This is a genomic window from Actinokineospora sp. NPDC051303, assembly GCF_055586285.1.
This window is the reverse complement of the sequence record NZ_JBVJIN010000007.1, coordinates 90,420-106,564: the sequence shown is the minus strand read 5'-3', so window position 1 is coordinate 106,564 and position 16,145 is coordinate 90,420. Positions and strand designations below refer to the sequence as shown.

Sequence of the window (16,145 nt, the reverse complement as noted above, 5' to 3'; positions counted from 1 at the left end):
GGGGGCAATCGCGCCCGCGATGTGGTCCGACTTCGCGGTGAATCCCTCGCCCACTACAGCGGCGCCGACGAAGACGCCTCCGAGTTCAACCGCATGCTCCCCGGCAGGCAGGTCGCAGGCTATAAGGACTTCCCAAACCCGGTCCCGTATCCGGCCGCTGACGACCCAGAGGCAGGTCTGAAAGCGCCCGAACGGGAGAATGCCGACATCCGCTCGATCCTGGACGAGGTCGGCGGGTCCATCGACATCATCGATGACGCCGTCAACTGGATCACCGGCTGGAGTCCGGTCAGCGCGATCGTAGAGCCGATGTCGGGCAACTGGACCCGCTTGGAGCGCGCGGGCGAGGTGCTCACCCAGGCGGGCGACGCCGCGGAGAAGGTCGCGGCCAACCTCACCAGTGCGCTATCCACTTTGGACGCCAACTGGAACGACGGCGCGGCCCAGGCGTTCACCGCCTACACAAACGGCATCTGCCGGGCGATCGACATGGAGGGCCCGCTCAACCGCATCGTCGGCGGGATCTACAAGGTCGTGGCCAGCGAAATCGAGAAAGTCGCCACCTGGATGGCGGAAACACTCAAGCGGGCCGTAGACAAGATCGCCCAAGCCGCCGCGACCGCGTGGATTCCCGGCGCGGGCTGGATCAAGATCATCGACGCGGTGCGCACCGCGGTCGAGGTCTTCAACGAGGCCAAACAGTTGATCGAAGACGTCAACACTGTAGTCGATCAAGTCAACACTGTCGTCGAGGCGGCCAAAGACCCGGTGGGATTCGTCGAAGGAAAGGTCGCGGAGCGGGTCGCCCCGATCCGCGAGAAGATCGACCAAGTCAACACCGGCGTGGATGTGGCAAGCGACCTTGCCGAACTGACCGACACGGGAGCCTGGGGCGCGTCGCCCAAGGACAACTACTCCGTCGGCGCGGACGCTAGGAGGCCCGGTGCCTGACGAGATCATCCCGCCGTTCCTGCGGGGCTCGATGCGTGGTCTGGACGATGCCTTGGGCCAACTGCGCACTCGCCTGATCCGCGCTAGCCAGATCGAGATCCCGGACTCGCCGCCGCCGGACCCGGAGGCCCTGGCTCAAGCCGCCTACAAGCCTGACGCCTCACCGCAACTCAAAGCGGTCGCGCTCGCTGTGGCCGAGGGCCGTACGACCTGGGAAAACGTCGCCACCGGCCAGGGAATCGCGAACGTCGCGGAGGTCAAAGACCTCTATGCCGCCAGCGGCCCCCGAATCGAACAGGGCATGGCCGAGGCCGAGGCGGAACTGGCGGCGCAGCGGGAGGCCGAGCGCAAACAGGCCGAGGCCGCCGCCCGGCGCGCCCGCCGCCCCACCTTCGACGACGAGGACTTCAGCCAACAGACCATCATGCGGCGCAACCACCGGTGACCCCTCGGGTGAGCTCAGGGCAGGAGCAGTTGAGCTCACCCGATTCCCGCCGTCAGCCCATGGACTTCTGCCCGTCCAGGCTTTCCCGGATGATGTCCGCGTGCCCAGCGTGCTGCGCGGTCTCGGCGATGATGTGCAGCAGCACCCGCCGCGCCGACCAGCTCACCCCCGGCTCGAACCAGGGCGCGACCGGCAGCGGATGCGCCAGGTCGAGGTCCACGGCGGCGACCAGCTCATCGGTCCGCCGGGCGATCTCTTCGTAGTCGGCCAGCAGCCCGGTCAGGGTCTCGTCGGCGTTCATCCGGTGCTGGTCCTCCCAGTCCCCGAACCCGCTCTCCATCAGCTCGGCCCCGCCCTGGATGAACCGCGCCCACGCGGCCTCGACGGTCGCGACGTGCTTGATGAGCCCGCCGAGGGTGAGCTGGCTGACCGTCGTCCGCTGCCGCGCCTGGTCGTCGGTCAGGCCCTGGACGGTGAACCGCAGGAAGTGCCGGTGCTTGCCCAGGCTCTGCAGCAGGTCCGCGCGCTCGCCGGTCACGGTCTCGGTGCTGGTCATGATCTCCGCCTTCGTCGGTGTTCCGTTAGGACCGACTCTAAGCCCCCTTCCGGACAACTTCGGTCCGCAATGGCGGACGAGTTTCAATGCCGGGCGAGTTTTCACAGCTCCCGGATGAACTCGACCAGCTCCGCAGGGGTGAGCCGCCGCTCGAAATAGCCATGCTCGTCCTCAGCGGACAGGTGCCGCCCATCAGAACTGACCAGCACGTCTTCTTCGGACTCACCGGCCACCAGCGACAGCCACCACCCGCCAGCCGACATCGCGGACACCTCGAACTCGACGTCCGCCCGCCCGGAAGCCGCCACGGCGCGCCGAACCAGGTCCTCGATCTCCCCGATCGGCACAGGTTCGACCGGCTTCGGCGCCTCGCGCCGCTTGACCATCGCCCTCCCCCAGGGCTGCGGAGAGGCTAGCCCTTGAGCAGTTGCCGGGCCATGACCATGCGCTGAATCTGGTTGGTGCCCTCATAGATTTGGGTGATTTTCGCGTCGCGCATCATGCGTTCGACGGGGAAGTCGCGGGTGTAACCGGCGCCGCCGAAGAGTTGGACGGCGTCGGTGGTGACCTGCATGGCGGTGTCGGAGGCGAAGGTCTTGGCGGCGCTGGAGGCGAAGGACGCGTCCGGGTCGTGGCGTTCGACCTTGGCGGCGGCGGCGTAGACGAGGTGGCGGGCTGCCTCGATCTTCATGCCCATGTCGGCGATCATGAACTGGACGCCCTGGAAGTCGGCGATGGCCTTGCCGAACTGCTTGCGGTCCTTGACGTAGGCGACGGTCGCGTCGAAAGCGCCCTGGGCGATGCCGAGCGCCTGCGCGCCGATGGAGTGGCGCGTGTGGTCGAGGGTGCGGAACGCCAGGCGCAGGCCCCCGCCGGGCTCGCCGATGACGCGGTCCTCGGGGATGACGCAGTTCTCGAAGTAGATCTCCCGGGTCGGGGAGCCCTTAATGCCGAGCTTGCGCTCCTTCGGGCCGATCGAGAAGCCCGGGTCGTCCTTGTGGACCATGAACGCGGAGATGCCGTCCGCGGGCTTCGCCGCGTTCGGGTCGGTCACGGCCATGACGGTGTACCAGGTGGACACGCCCGCGTTGGTGATCCAGCACTTGGTGCCGTTGATGACCCAGGTGTCGCCCTCGTGGCGGGCGCGGGTGCGCATGGACGCGGTGTCGGAGCCCGCTTCCCGTTCGGACAGCGCGTAGGAGGCCATCTCACCGGCGGCGATGGCGGGCAGCACCTGCTTCTTGAGGTCCTCGGAGCCACCGAGGATCAGGTTCATGGTGCCGAGCTTGTTCACCGCGGGGATCAGCGACGACGACGCGCAGATCCGGGCGATCTCCTCGATGACGATGTTGCCCGCCACCGAGTCGGCGCCTTGGCCGCCGTAGGCGTCGGGGATGTGCGGGGCGTTGAAGCCCGCCTTGTTCAGCGCCTCCAGCGCCTCGACCGGGTAGCGCTCCTGCTCGTCGACCTCGGTCGCGTGCGGGGCGATCTCCTTCTCGGCGAGGGCGCGAACGGCCTCGCGCAGGGCGTTGTGCTCATCGCCGAGCTGGTAGAGCCCGAAGCCCGCGTCCACGTCGTCGCCTCCTGGTCCGCCGCCGAAATCCGCTCACGATGTTAGTACGCGTTCACTTGGGTGTCCTTGTGGTCTGTCACACCTGCACAAACGCGCCTTCCATCCTTCGTTACCATCCAGTAACTTACTGCATAGTAGTGCGCCGCCGCGACCCAAGGGAGCCGTCGATGTCGACCCTGCTGTTCAACCCGGCCGACTACGACCCCCGGCACTTCGACGCGGAGACCCGCAGGCTGCTGCGCGCCACCGTCGACTGGTTCGAGCAGCGCGGCAAGCGCGCCCTGACGGCCAAGTACCACGCGAAGGAGTTCCACGCCGACTTCCTGGAGTTCGCCGCGCGCGAGGAGCTGTTCGCGACCCTGCTGACCCCGGCCGCCGACGCGGGCCGCAGCGCGGACAAGCGCTGGGACACCGCGCGCATCGCCGCCCTGTCGGAAATCCTCGGGTTCTACGGGCTCAGCTACTGGTACCCGTGGCAGGTCACCATCCTCGGGCTCGGCCCGGTGTGGCAGAGCGCGAACGCCGCGGCCCGGACCCGGACCGCCCGCCTGCTCGATGACGGCGGCGTGTGCGCGTTCGGACTGTCCGAGAAGGAGCACGGCGCCGACATCTACGCCACCGACCTGGTGCTCACCCCGGACGGCGCGGGCGGCTACCGCGCCAACGGCGGCAAGTACTACATCGGCAACGGCAACGTGGCGGGCGTCGTGTCGGTCTTCGGCCGGATCGACGGCGTCGAGGGCGCGGACGGGTACGTCTTCTTCGTCGCCGACAGCCGCCACGAGAACTACCGCGTGGTCAGGAACGTCGTGCCCAGCCAGATTTTCGTCTCGGAGTTCCACCTGGACGATTACCCGGTCGGCCCGGAAGACATCCTGCACACCGGGCAGGCGGCGTTCGACGCGGCGCTGAACACGGTCAACATCGGCAAGTTCAACCTGTGCTTCGGCGGCATCGGCATCGCCGAGCACGCCTGCTACGAGGCGATCACCCACGCCCACAACCGGGTGCTCTACGGCAAGCGTGTCACCGACTTCCCCCACGTGCGCGCGCAGTTCGTGGAGGCGTACGCCCGGCTGGTCGCGGCCAAGCTGTTCTGCGACCGCGCGATCGACTACGTCCGCTCGGCCGGTCCAGACGACCGGCGGTACCTGCTGTTCAACCCGGTCACGAAGATGAAGGCGACCACTGAGGCGGAGAAGGTCGTCGGCCTGCTCACCGAGGTCGTCGCAGCCAAGAGCTTCGAGGCCGACACCTACCTGACGATCGCGGCCACGGACGTCCGGGGCCTGCCGAAGCTGGAGGGGACCGTCGCGGTGAACCTCGCGCTGATCCTCAAGTTCATGCCGCAGTACCTGTTCAACCCCACCCACTACGCCCCCGTCCCCACCCGCCAAGACCCCGCCGACGACGCGTTCCTCTTCCGCCAGGGCCCCGCCCGCGGCCTCGGCGCCGTCCGTTTCCACGACTGGCGGGAGCCGTTCCGGACCTTCCTGCACGTGCCGAACGTCGACGTGTTCGCCACCCAGGCCGACGGCCTGGCCGACCTGCTGCGGACCGCGCCCCCGTCGGCCGAGCAGCAGCAAGACCTCGACTTCACCCTCGCCCTCGGCGAACTGTTCGCGCTGGTGGTGTACGCGCAGCTCATCCTGGAGCAAGCCGAGCTGACCGGCCTGGACCCCCTGCTCCTCGACCAGATTTTCGTCACCCTCACCCACGACTTCTCAGCGCACGCGGTCACCCTCCACGGCAAACCGTCCTCGACCTTGCCCCAACAGCGCTGGGCCCTGTCCCACATCCGCAAGCCCATCACCGACACCGCCCGGTTCGACCACGTGTGGCGCCAAGTAGTGGACCTCGCGGGCGCGTACGAGATGAAGCCGTGAGTCAGGCCAAGGTCAGCTGATCGTCAGGCGGCCCGGGCATGCTTATCCCAGCAAGGCAAACGGGAGAGGTGCCCGGAGCGGCTTATCGGGTTCCTAACGCAAGTCAGGAAGGGCCTCGGCCCACGCAGGTTCGAATCCTGCCCTCTCCGCATAGACGACAGGACTGCCGGTGTGGCCCCGGTTATCGCTGCCCCGCTCGCGGGCTGCCGAACGCCATCGGCACGCGCTCGCCGCGACTGGCTCCGCTCTGGCCGTTGCGGACGAACGGTGACCACTGGCAAGGACTCGACAGATTCCCTTGTGGATGCCTTGTTTGGTCAATCAGTGATCCTCTCTGTGGTGGGAACGAACAGCGCCATGACGAACGCGCCCATGGCATCGGCGGCGCCGAGGGCGGCCCACGGCCCCTGCCAGGCTCCGACAGCGAGCGCGGCGGGTCTGGATGAGGGCGTGACCAAGCCCGGCGTAGGACGCCTCCCTTGGACTAGTGGGACACAGCCACCGACTCTCTGGCATTTCGGAAACGACGACACACCAGCGGATGCGTCAGAACAAGATCAGGTAGATGTCAGCGGTGTCGGGCATTCTTGTTTCAGCAAGGCGAACGGAAGCAAGACAAACGGGAGAGGTGCCCGGAGCGGCTTAACGGGTTCCTAACACATGTCAGGAAGGGCCACGGCCCACGCAGGTTCGAATCCTGCCCTCTCCGCGCAACACCACACAACCAGGAGAGGTGCCCGGAGCGGCTCATCGGGTTCCTAACGCAAGTCAGGAAGGGCCACGGCCCACGCAGGTTCGAATCCTGCCCTCTCCGCGCAACACCACACAACCAGGAGAGGTGCCCGGAGCGGCTCATCGGGTTCCTAACGCAAGTCAGGAAGGGCCACGGCCCACGCAGGTTCGAATCCTGCCCTCTCCGCTTGGCGGTAATAACCCCGCGCCCGGGATGTGCCTGGGCGGATCAGACCGTGCGCTCGTCGAGGGCGCACGGGTGGGCGATTGGCTCGGCGACGGGTTCATGAATGTCCTTCCTGCGATATTGCCCTTCAATTGAAAGGTACGCAGGAAGGCCGGGGGCCGACAATCAGACTTTGGACCTAGGTCTTCGGACCTAGGTCTTCGCCATATAGAGGGCGTCAGAGAGTGGCGCGGAGGGCGGCGTCCTTCTCCAAGACCAACGTCTCCAGATCCGCCTGGAAAGCCGCCATCCGCGCGCGCAGGCCCTCGTCCGCCGCCGCGAGAATGCGGACCGCCAGCAGGCCCGCGTTGCGCGCGCCGCCCACCGACACCGTGGCCACCGGGACGCCCGCGGGCATCTGGACGATCGAGAGCAGCGAGTCCATGCCGTCGAGGTATTTCAGGGGCACTGGGACGCCGATGACCGGGAGGACCGTGGCCGAGGCGACCATGCCGGGCAGGTGGGCGGCGCCGCCCGCGCCCGCGATGATGACGCGGATGCCCCGGTCGGCGGCGGTGGTGGCGTAGTCGAGCATCCGCTGCGGGGTCCGGTGCGCCGAGACGACGCTGACCTCATGGGGCACCTCGAACTCGGTCAGGGCTTCCGCGGCGAGGCGCATGACCGGCCAGTCGGAGTCGCTGCCCATGATCACGCCGACGGCGGGGGTGGGGTCGGACATGGGAATCGCTCCTAGTGGATCTCGTGGCCGTCCGGCCAGACGCCGGTGGACAGCCAGTGCGCGGCGAGGGCTGCGCGTTTGCGGACCTCGGCCATGTCGTCGCCGAGGAAGGTCACGTGGCCGATTTTGCGGCCGGGGCGTTCCTGCTTGCCGTAGTAGTGCACGTGCGCGTCGCGGAAGCGGGCGAACAGGTGGTGCAGCCGCTCGTCCGCGCCCATCGCGGGGGGCTCCGCCGCGCCGAGGACGTTGGCCATGACGACGGCGGGGGCCACCGGGTCGGTCGCGCCCATCGGGTAGTCCAAGACGGCGCGCAGGTGCTGCTCGAACTGGGAGGTGCGCGCGCCTTCGATGGTCCAGTGGCCGGAGTTGTGCGGACGCATCGCCAACTCGTTGACGACCACGCCGTCGTCGGTCTCGAACAGCTCGACGGCGAGCACGCCCACGACGTCGAGTTCCGTGGCGACCCGCAGGGCCAGGTCCTGGACGCTGTCGGCCAGCTCCGGGGACAGCCCGGGCGCGGGGGCCAGCACCTCCACGCAGATGCCGTCGACCTGCACGGTCTCCACCACCGGCCAGCACGCGCCCTGCCCGAACGGCGACCGGGCGACCAGCGCGGCCAGCTCGCGGCGCATCGCCACCTTCCGCTCGGCGAGCAGCGGGGTGCCCGCCGCCAGCAGCTCGGGCACCAGCGACGCGGCTTCGTCCGGGCTGGAGACCATCCACACCCCCCGGCCGTCGTAGCCGCCGCGCGCGGCCTTGAGCACGAACGGCCAGCCGACCGCGTCGCCGAACTTCACTGCGGCCGCGACGTCGGCGATCGCGGCGAACTCCGGGACGGGCAGCCCGAGAGCGGCCAGTTTCTCGCGCATGACCAGCTTGTCCTGGGCGTGCACCAGCGCGTCCGGCCCGGGGTGGACCTTGACGCCGTCGGCGACCAGCGCGCGCAGGTGCGCGGTGGGCACGTGCTCGTGGTCGAAGGTGAGCACGTCGCAGTGGGCGGCGAACCCGCGCAGCGCGTCGAGGTCCGTGTGGTGCCCGAGCGTCACGTTCGGCGAGACGAGCGGGGCGGGCTCGTCCGCGCTGACCGCCAGCACATGCAGCGACTGGCCGAGGGCGACCGCGGCCTGGTGCGTCATCCGCGCGAGCTGCCCGCCGCCGACCATCCCGACCACGGGGAAACCGGTACGTGAGTCCACGAGCAGGGAACTCTACCCAGCCCGCCGGGCGTGCCTGACCAGCAGTATCGCTCCGGCCACCAGCGGCACCAGCAGATAGGCGCTGCCGATCACGTACTCCAGCGGCCCCCACTCGAACTCGACGGCCTTGCCGTTGCGCATCGCCAGCAGCACGCAACTGGCGAACACCAGCACCACCGCGCCCACCCCGGCCAGCGCGGCGCGCCGCTGCGGACCGGTCGGCAGCGGATCGGGCAGCCGGGACAGCAGGAACACCACCAGCGGCACCGCCCACACCCAGTGGTGCGACCAGGACACCGGGCTTACCAGCAGCCCGAGGAACGCGGTTACCAGCAGCGCGGGTAGCGGCCGGTCCGACAGGTGCAAACGGCGCACCCATAGCGCGCACGGGACCGCGAGAAGCGCGCCGATCGGCGCGACTACCAGCATTGACCAGTCCGCGTTGTCGGTCAGCCGCAAGACCAAGCCGTTGATCGACTGGTTGCCCGCCCAGTAGATCGGGCCGATGCGCTGCGGGTCCCGCACCGCGTGCCCCCAGAACTGGGCCGCGTCGTGCGGGATCAGCGCGAACATCGCACCCTGGAGCAGGAAGAACGTGGCGATCGCGCGGCAGGCGTCCGCGCGGCGGCCGGTGACCAGCAGGTGCGCGACGAAGATCAGCGGGGTCAGCTTCACCGCGGCCGCGACGCCGATCAGCACCCCGCCGAACCGGCCGCCGCGCGCGCCGATCAGCAGGACGTCGACCACGATCAGCGCCATCAGCACCAGGTTGATCTGGCCGAGGAAGACCGTGCGCCAGACCGGCTCGATGCCCAGCAGCACGATCCCCAGCACCGCCGTGGTCCGCGCCGGGGTCATCCACCCGGGGCGGCAAGGCAGCGCCTCCACAGCCAGCTTGATCACCAGCGCCATCGCCAGCACGGACACCGCGCCGAGCAGTCCCCACGCCACCTGCGTGGGGACCAGCGTCAACGGGACGAACAACAGCGCCGCTGTCGGCGGGTAGGTAAACGGCAGCCGCGCCCAGGACGGCTCGTCGCTGAGGAAGAGGTTGTCGTAGAGCGGTTCACCGTGCAGAAGCGCTACCGCGCCCGAGCGGTAAACCGCGTTGTCTACGCCTAGATGCCACCCGAGCCGCCAACCGACGAGGCCCGCCACCACGCACACCGCGGGGAAGAACACCAGGGCCGCCAGATCGCGCGGGGACCGGACGCGCCGGGTCTCGCGCAGGGCCTGATCCGTCACGCGGACAGCAAACCATGCCCCGGTTCAGGCGCGGCTCACCGCATGGACCAGTCGCAGCGCCGCCGCGTGCGTCGTCGGCAAGCGTTCGACGCGGATCTCCGGACCGCGGGCTAACCGCAGGTCCGAGTCGACGGCGAGCCGGTCGGCGATGGCCAGCCGGGCGTCGGCCGCGCGGTGCGCGAGCCTGCTGTCCCGTTCGGCGAGGACGACCGCGACGGACGGACCGAGCACGGCGACGCTCTCACCGCCGTCGAAGACCGCCCGCAGGACGTCGCCGACCAGCACCATCGCCATCAGCCTCGCCCAGCCGACGACCGTCGCCAGGTCCAGCGTGACGACGAGCAGCACGAAGTGCTCCGACGGGCAGTGCTTCTCCCGGCGGGCCCGGCCGTAGACCTCGCGGAGGCGGACCCGCAGGTAGTCGGCGGTGGCCATCCGGGTCAGCGCCTCGGTGGACTCGGTCGCGTGCTGGGCGCCCAGGGCCGCGTCCGCCCAGGCCAGCGCGGTCGTGCGGAGCAGCGCGGCGGGCGTGGCGTCCGGGTCGGCCGCGATCAGGCCGTCGTCGTCCGGCGGCGAGTGCAGGACGGCGTGCAGCGCGGCGAGGTCGGCCAGCGTCTCGTCCAAGCCCGCGCCCGTGTGCGCCCTGGCCCTGGCCAGGCCGGTCAGGGCGGAGTGCAGGTCGCCGTCGGTGATCACCGACAGGCACACGTCGTCGACCTCGGGCACCCCCCAGTCGCTGGGAAAACGCCAGCCCGCCGCGATGCTCGCGGTGCGCCACCGGGCCCGCAGCACTCCGGACGCCCGATCGGCGCCGTCGGCGTCGCCACGGCGTCGTGAGCCCGCCTCTCGTACCGCCACAGTCGAGTCCCTTCTCGAATGCCCCTGGAAGTAACGCCCAGCGCGGCCGTGCGTGACGCGGAAACGCTGAAACGTGCTCGACTATCACCTCCCCCGAGTGAGGGAGGAGTGACGGCAGAGTAGGCATCCGTCACACTTGGTCGCGGAACGCGGTTCGCGAAGCACGGATGGGGATGCCGGGGCACGCGAACGCGGTGACCAGACGAGGGAGGACCGTGTCCACCGTTCCGGCTGACATCGACGGCCCGAGTGACGCCGAGCTGATCGAGTCGGTGCGGGCTGGGACCACCACGGCGTACGGCTCGCTCTACGAGCGTCACGTCTCCGCCGCGCACAACCTGGCCCGCCAGCTGACCCGCTCCCAAGCCGAGGCAGACGACCTGGTGTCCGAGGCGTTCGCGAAGGTCCTGGACACCCTGCGCCAGGGCAGGGGGCCCGACTCGGCCTTCCGCGCCTATCTGCTCACCGCGCTCAGGCACACCGCTTATGACAAGACCCGCCGCGACCGCAAGGTCGAACTGTCGGATGACGTGTCGCAGGTAAGCGGGGTCAACCCTGAGGCGGTAAGCGTTCCGTTCTCCGATCCCGCGGTGGCCGGGCTGGAGCGCTCGCTCGCCGCGCGGGCGTTCGCCAAGCTGCCCGAGCGCTGGCAGGCCGTGCTCTGGCACACCGAGATCGAAGGCCAGTCGCCCGCGCAGGTCGCGCCGCTGCTGGGCCTGAGCCCCAACGGCGTGTCCGCGTTGGCTTACCGCGCGCGGGAAGGGCTGCGACAGGCTTACCTGCAAGTCCACCTGGTCGAGACGACGGCCGACCGGTGCCGCTCTACCGCCGAGCGGTTGGGCGCGTGGGTGCGCGGCGGGCTTTCCAAGCGGGAGACCGCGCAGGTGGAGGTCCACCTCGACGAGTGCGACCGCTGCCGCGCGCTCGCCGCGGAGCTCAGCGACGTCAACGGCGGTCTGCGGCTTATCATCGCGCCGCTCGTGCTCGGTCCGCTCGCGGTCGGCGGCTACCTCGCCGCGGCGAAGGCCGCGGCCGGGACCGGCGCCGTCGTGGGCGGCGCGGTCGCCGCTGGCTCGGCGAGCGGGGTCGCGGGAGCGGCGGCCGGGGTGCCGCGCCAGTTCGTCGGCGCCGCCGCGTCCGGCGTCGCCATGGTCGCCGCGATCGCAGTCGGCCTCATCGCCGCGCCGACCGGCCAGGAGATCCCCAGCGCGGCCCCGCCGCGGCCCACCGAAGTGGTGACCTCGGCCACAGCGCAGCCGTCGACGCCCGCCCAGCAGGCGCCGTCCAGCCCGGCCATGACCGAGGCGGATCCGCCGATGTCGGCGAACGCGGAGTCGCTTCCCGCGCCCGAGCAGCCGCAGCCGCCGCCCTCACCGGCGCCAACGCCGCTGCCCGGCCCGCCGAGCCTGTCCGCCGACGGCCCGTCCGTCCCGCTTTCCCTGGTCCCCGGTAAGCCCACCGATCTACCGATCACGGTTCGCAATACCGGCGGCAGTGTCTCCGAGCCTGTCCGGTCATCGATAACGCTGCCCGCGGGGGTGAGCGCCATCCCGTCGCGCCCCAACCGGCTCGCGGGCGACCCGCTGATGCGGCTGGACGTCCCGCTCGCCGCAGCAGGGCAGCAGACCGGCACCGTCTACTGCGAAGGCGGCACCGGCACGGTCACTTGCGGCACGGACGAGGGCCTGCGGCCGGGCGCGTCGGTCACCCTCCTGTACCGCTTGATCGCCGAGCCGAGCGCGGCGGGCGGCCAGATCGTCGGATCGGTCACCGCGGGCTCCGCCATCAACGTGCGGATTTCCGTGCCGGTCACGGTTGTCCCTCCGGCGGTGAACGATGGCGTGGACGTGCGCGCCTGGTTGACCGTGGACGACCCGTTCGGAGCGATGTGGCCGTGGCAGCGCGGCTACCGGGTGGTGACCCTGGCCCGCAACACCGGCGACAGCGCGAAACCGGTGACGGTGTCGTTCAGCGATGAGGTGACGTTGCGCTCGGCCACCGCACCGGTCGACTGCGCGCGGGAAGCCGCGCGGTTCACCTGCACCACGAAGTCGCCTCTCGCGCCCAAGTCGGTCGTCAGCGTCGTGGTGAGCGGCGAACGCGCGTCGGACCACCCGCTGTCCGACAAGGAGCACAAGATCACCGTGACCGCGACGCTGGGCGCCGCGGTCGACACCGAGTCGGTGCACCTCCGCGGGTTCCCCTGGGCGCCGTGGTGGCCCAACCTGGTCCCGGAGGAGAAGCCGACCGTCCCCGCCGAGCCGAAGCCGACCCCCGCGGCTCCGCCCGCGACCAAGACTCCGCCGAGGGTCGCGCCACCGGCCCCGCCCGCCAAGACCGCCACGGCCCCGCCGAAGGCCACCAAGGTCCCGCCCACGACGATCAAGGTTCCGGCCGTGCCGATCCCCGCCGCCACCCCCGGCGGCCTCCCGATCTGCGCAGACAAGTCATGGGCGAAGTGGTCGAAGTGGTGGTGGGGCCTGCCCTGCTGACGTTCCCGACAGTCCCGGACCGTGGGGGTGACCAGGCTGGATAGACTCCGCCGCCATGGCCGTCGTCGAGAACGTGCTCGCTCGCCTACCCGAGCCGCTGCGCGTGACCCTCATCAAGCACCGCGAACTGCTCAGGTTCGCTGTGGTCGGCGGCGTCTGCTTCGTCGTGACCACCGTCATCAACTACACGCTCAAACTCACCGTGCTCAACCGGAACCCGGTGACCGCGCTCGCGATCGCGGTGATTATCGCCACTATCGTGTCCTACATCCTCAATCGCGAGTGGTCGTTCCGGGACCGCGGCGGCCGGGAACGTCCGCACGAGGCGGCCTTGTTCTTCCTGATCAGCGGGATCGGCGTGGGGCTCAACTCGCTGCCGCTGGTCATCTCGCGCTACCTCTTGCACCTAGAGGTCCCGCACGTGACGCTGCTCGCCCAGGAGATCGCCGACTTCGGGTTCGGAATCATCTTGGGAACTCTTACCGCGATGGTCTTCCGGTGGTGGGCGTTCAAGAAGTGGGTTTTCCCGGAGGCGGACGGCCGGGTTCGTCCGTTGCGTCCGGTTCGCGGTGACAACGAGACCGAGCGGGCGGCGTGACCTGACCCGGCGCCGTTCCTGATTTCCGTAGACTGCGCCGGTGACCGTCGTCGAGACAGTGCTGGCCCGGGTCCCGGCGCCACTGCGGGCGGTGCTGATCAAGCACCGGGAGCTGTTGAAGTTCGCCATTGTCGGCGGCACCACGTTCGTGATCGACAACGGCGTCTGGTACCTGCTGAAGCTCACCGTCCTGGAGAGCAAGCCGATCACGGCCAAGGCCATCGCGATCATCGTGGCCACGATCGCCTCTTACGTGCTGAACCGAGAGTGGTCTTTCCGGACCCGCGGCGGACGCGAGCGCCATCACGAGGCCGCGTTGTTCTTCCTGATCAGCGCGGGCGGGGTCGTGATCAACCTGATCCCGCCGTACGTGTCCCGCTATGTCTTCGACCTCGAAGTGCCGCACGTGAGCAGGCTGGTGCAGGAGGTCGCGGACTTCGCCAGCGGATCGATCATCGGGATGCTGCTGGCGATGTTCTTCCGGTTCTGGGGATTCAAGAAGTGGGTCTTCCCCGACGAACTGGGCCATCGGCGGGGCGGCGACCAGCTGACCGACGAAGCGCTGGTCGACACCGACGAACTCGGACACGCCTAACGCGGGGACCGTTCGGTCGGCCAACGGATGCCTCTTACGTTTCCCGGCCTGGAGACCGGCAGGAACATGGTGAACGTGGCCGGGCGGGCGGTGGACAGCTCCAGCCTGCCGCCGTCCGAGTCGACCAGCGCGCGGGCCAGCGCCAACCCCACCCCGGTGGAGCCCGCGCCGGAGACCCCGCGCTCGAAGATGTGCGGGACCAGTTCGTCCGGGACACCGCTGCCGCCGTCAGTCACCTCGACCAGCACGGTGTCCGACCGGCTGGCGTCGCCGCGTCTCGCGGACACGGTCACCGTGCCGCCGCCATGGCGTCGAGCGTTGTCCAAGAGCACCCCGATCGCCTCCCGCAGCCGCGCGGGCGTGACGCGGGCGCGGAGACCGGGAGCGACCCGCAGCCGCAGCGACCGGCCCTCGGAGCGCAGCATCTCGCTCCACTCCTCGGCGATCGCGGTGAGCTCGTGGGTCAGGTCCACCGGCTCGGCCCCCAGCGCGCGCGCCTCCCGGGCGGCGGCCAGCAGCTCGTCCAGAACGTCGGCGAGCCGTTCGGCCTGGTGCAGGGCTTCCTCCGCCTCGGCCGCGGCGTCCTTGTCCGCGGTCTGGGTCAGCGCCTCCAGCCGGAGCTGCAACGCGGTCAGCCTGCTGCGGAGCTGGTGGGAGACGTCGCCGACGAGGTCGCGCTCGCGCTGGACGAGCTGGGCCAGGGCGGTGGCGGACGCGTCGAGCGCCTCGGCCACCATGTCGAGCTCGTGCAGGTCGTAGCGGGCCGGGTCGAGGCGGAAGTCGCCCGCGCCGAGTCGGCCCGCCCGGTCGGCGACATGTCTAAGAGGGCGCGCGAGACGCTGCGCTGTCACCATCGCGACAACCGTGCCCACGGCGACAGTCAGCACGACTACCAGAGCCACCAGAACGGCCACCTGCGTCTGCCGGGTCCGCATCGGCGCGGCGTCCACGTCGAGCCGCACCCGCCCCTGCTGGACGATCGGCACCTCTTCGCTGACCATGTCCTCGACCGGCTCTGGCCCCAGCGTCCGCTCGGGGTGGCCGGGCAGGATCACCGTCAGCCTGCCGCCCTGCGGGACGGCCAGCGCCACGGTCGTGAGGTCGACGCCGCGGCCGTTGGCGATCTCGTCGTCCAGGGTCGCGGCGATCTGCTGCGCGCGGGCCGCCAGGTCGTCCCTGGTCACGCTCTCGACCACCTGCAGGGCCGTGTACCCGAGCGGGATGCCCAGGGCACACGCGGTGACCGTCACCGCGAGCAGGATGGCGAGCAGGATTCGGCGGCGCATAGTCACTCGCCAGTCACTCGGCGTTGAACCGGAAACCGACGCCGCGCACCGTGGCTATCCGCCGCTCGGTAGACCTCGGGCCGCCTTCGCCGAGCTTCCGGCGCAGCCAGGACATGTGCATGTCGAGGGTCTTGCTGGTCTTGAGTTCGGGGTCGCTCCACACTTCGGTGAGGATCTCCTCGCGGGTGACCACCTGGCCCGCCCGCTGGATCAGCACCCGCAGCAGCTCGAACTCCTTGTTCGCCAGGGTGATCTCCGTGCCGTCCACGGTGACCACCCGGGCGGCGAGGTCCATCCGGACCCCGTTGACGTCGATCGCGCCCGGGGCCTGCCTGCGCAGCAGCGCCCGGATGCGGGCCAGCAGCTCCGCCAGCCGGAACGGCTTGGCCACGTAGTCGTCGGCGCCCGCGTCCAGGCCGACCACGAAGTCGACCTCGTCGGCGCGGGCGGTCAGCATCAGCACCGGGATGCCCCGGCCCGCGGCGCGCAGCCTGCGGCACACGTCGAGCCCGTCGAGGCCGGGCAAGCCGAGATCGAGGACCAGGAGGTCCGGATGGCCGGTCGAGGCCATCTCCAGGGCGCGGTGGCCGTCGCCGACCACCTGCACCTCGTAGCCCTCCCGGTGCAGAGCACGCGACAGGGGGTCGGCTATCGCCGCGTCGTCCTCGGCCAGCAGCACCACGCTCACGAAGCCCAGCCTAGGTCCTGTCTCGAAGTACCAGCACGCACCAGCCGCGCCGGTGCGGCCCCTGACGGCACGGCCACGACGCCCAAGTACAACACCGGTACGAGCGGCGCCGCGCCCGCACCGCCAGGAACCACCCCGA

Annotated in this window: 15 protein-coding genes and 4 pseudogenes; 10 read left to right on the top strand and 9 right to left on the bottom strand. The window is 70.0% G+C overall.

Annotation, left to right across the window (positions count from 1 at the left end; translation table 11 throughout):
- Positions 1 to 21: 21 nt before the first annotated feature.
- Both ACZ6SD_RS07820 and ACZ6SD_RS07815 read left to right on the top strand, forming a co-directional pair.
- Positions 22 to 951 carry a hypothetical protein gene (locus tag ACZ6SD_RS07820; protein ID WP_465316142.1) on the top strand — a complete coding sequence of 310 codons (930 nt, stop codon included), beginning with the start codon at positions 22 to 24 and terminating at the stop codon, positions 949 to 951.
- Positions 944 to 1,396: a hypothetical protein gene (locus ACZ6SD_RS07815; protein WP_465316141.1), complete on the top strand. Its 453-nt coding sequence runs from the start codon at positions 944 to 946 to the stop codon at positions 1,394 to 1,396. The genes ACZ6SD_RS07820 and ACZ6SD_RS07815 overlap by 8 nt, the downstream gene beginning before the upstream one ends.
- 52 nt (positions 1,397 to 1,448) lie before the next feature.
- Here ACZ6SD_RS07815 and ACZ6SD_RS07810 read toward each other — a convergent pair whose 3' ends face one another.
- The 3 genes from ACZ6SD_RS07810 to ACZ6SD_RS07800 form a co-directional block, all read right to left on the bottom strand.
- A complete protein-coding gene (locus ACZ6SD_RS07810) occupies positions 1,449 to 1,952 on the bottom strand; it encodes a DinB family protein (protein ID WP_465316140.1) in 504 nt (167 codons plus the stop codon).
- Between the two features lie 101 nt (positions 1,953 to 2,053).
- Entirely contained in the window at positions 2,054 to 2,338 is a 285-nt protein-coding gene (locus ACZ6SD_RS07805; protein WP_465316139.1) for a hypothetical protein, read from the bottom strand.
- Positions 2,339 to 2,364: 26 nt separating this feature from the next.
- Positions 2,365 to 3,525 (bottom strand): acyl-CoA dehydrogenase family protein, encoded by a 1,161-nt coding sequence (locus ACZ6SD_RS07800; protein ID WP_465316138.1) that lies wholly within the window; start codon positions 3,523 to 3,525, stop codon positions 2,365 to 2,367.
- Positions 3,526 to 3,692: 167 nt separating this feature from the next.
- Here ACZ6SD_RS07800 and ACZ6SD_RS07795 point away from each other — a divergent pair, with 167 nt between their 5' ends.
- The 5 genes and pseudogenes from ACZ6SD_RS07795 to ACZ6SD_RS07775 all read left to right on the top strand — a co-directional run bounded on the left by ACZ6SD_RS07795 (position 3,693) and on the right by ACZ6SD_RS07775 (position 6,330).
- Positions 3,693 to 5,411: an acyl-CoA dehydrogenase gene (locus ACZ6SD_RS07795; RefSeq protein ID WP_465316137.1), complete on the top strand. Its 1,719-nt coding sequence runs from the start codon at positions 3,693 to 3,695 to the stop codon at positions 5,409 to 5,411.
- A gap of 62 nt (positions 5,412 to 5,473) precedes the next feature.
- Positions 5,474 to 5,560 (top strand): annotated as a pseudogene (locus ACZ6SD_RS07790).
- A 473-nt stretch (positions 5,561 to 6,033) separates the two neighbouring features.
- Positions 6,034 to 6,120, top strand: a pseudogene (locus tag ACZ6SD_RS07785).
- Between the two features lie 18 nt (positions 6,121 to 6,138).
- Positions 6,139 to 6,225 (top strand): annotated as a pseudogene (locus tag ACZ6SD_RS07780).
- A gap of 18 nt (positions 6,226 to 6,243) precedes the next feature.
- Positions 6,244 to 6,330: pseudogene (locus ACZ6SD_RS07775) on the top strand.
- Positions 6,331 to 6,547: 217 nt separating this feature from the next.
- Here ACZ6SD_RS07775 and purE read toward each other — a convergent pair.
- The 4 genes from purE to ACZ6SD_RS07755 are packed head-to-tail and all read right to left on the bottom strand — an operon-like array spanning position 6,548 to position 10,347.
- Positions 6,548 to 7,048 carry a 5-(carboxyamino)imidazole ribonucleotide mutase gene (gene purE, locus ACZ6SD_RS07770; RefSeq protein ID WP_465316136.1) on the bottom strand — a complete coding sequence of 167 codons (501 nt, stop codon included), beginning with the start codon at positions 7,046 to 7,048 and terminating at the stop codon, positions 6,548 to 6,550.
- Positions 7,049 to 7,059: 11 nt separating this feature from the next.
- A complete protein-coding gene (locus ACZ6SD_RS07765) occupies positions 7,060 to 8,244 on the bottom strand; it encodes a 5-(carboxyamino)imidazole ribonucleotide synthase (protein ID WP_465316135.1) in 1,185 nt (394 codons plus the stop codon).
- A 12-nt stretch (positions 8,245 to 8,256) separates the two neighbouring features.
- Positions 8,257 to 9,489 carry a glycosyltransferase 87 family protein gene (locus ACZ6SD_RS07760; RefSeq protein ID WP_465316134.1) on the bottom strand — a complete coding sequence of 411 codons (1,233 nt, stop codon included), beginning with the start codon at positions 9,487 to 9,489 and terminating at the stop codon, positions 8,257 to 8,259.
- A 24-nt stretch (positions 9,490 to 9,513) separates the two neighbouring features.
- Positions 9,514 to 10,347, bottom strand: a complete 834-nt coding sequence (locus tag ACZ6SD_RS07755) for a GGDEF domain-containing protein (RefSeq protein ID WP_465316133.1) — start codon at positions 10,345 to 10,347, stop codon at positions 9,514 to 9,516.
- 215 nt (positions 10,348 to 10,562) lie between these two features.
- Here ACZ6SD_RS07755 and ACZ6SD_RS07750 point away from each other — a divergent pair, with 215 nt between their 5' ends.
- Genes ACZ6SD_RS07750 through ACZ6SD_RS07740 form a run of 3 tightly spaced genes read left to right on the top strand, consistent with a single transcriptional unit; the run spans position 10,563 to position 14,032 of the window.
- A complete protein-coding gene (locus ACZ6SD_RS07750) occupies positions 10,563 to 12,839 on the top strand; it encodes a sigma-70 family RNA polymerase sigma factor (protein WP_465316132.1) in 2,277 nt (758 codons plus the stop codon).
- Positions 12,840 to 12,894: 55 nt separating this feature from the next.
- Positions 12,895 to 13,437, top strand: coding sequence for a GtrA family protein (locus ACZ6SD_RS07745; RefSeq protein ID WP_465316131.1), 543 nt, complete (start codon positions 12,895 to 12,897; stop codon positions 13,435 to 13,437).
- Positions 13,438 to 13,477: 40 nt separating this feature from the next.
- Entirely contained in the window at positions 13,478 to 14,032 is a 555-nt protein-coding gene (locus tag ACZ6SD_RS07740; RefSeq protein WP_465316130.1) for a GtrA family protein, read from the top strand.
- On the opposite strand, the gene ACZ6SD_RS07735 is transcribed toward ACZ6SD_RS07740, so the two are convergent.
- Positions 14,029 to 15,318, bottom strand: coding sequence for an ATP-binding protein (locus ACZ6SD_RS07735; RefSeq protein WP_465316129.1), 1,290 nt, complete (start codon positions 15,316 to 15,318; stop codon positions 14,029 to 14,031). The genes ACZ6SD_RS07740 and ACZ6SD_RS07735 overlap by 4 nt on opposite strands.
- Before the next feature lie 13 nt (positions 15,319 to 15,331).
- The gene (locus tag ACZ6SD_RS07730; RefSeq protein WP_091452124.1) at positions 15,332 to 16,000 is read right to left on the bottom strand and encodes a response regulator transcription factor; all 669 of its coding nucleotides are present in this window, start codon (positions 15,998 to 16,000) and stop codon (positions 15,332 to 15,334) included.
- Between the last annotated feature and the right edge of the window lie 145 nt (positions 16,001 to 16,145).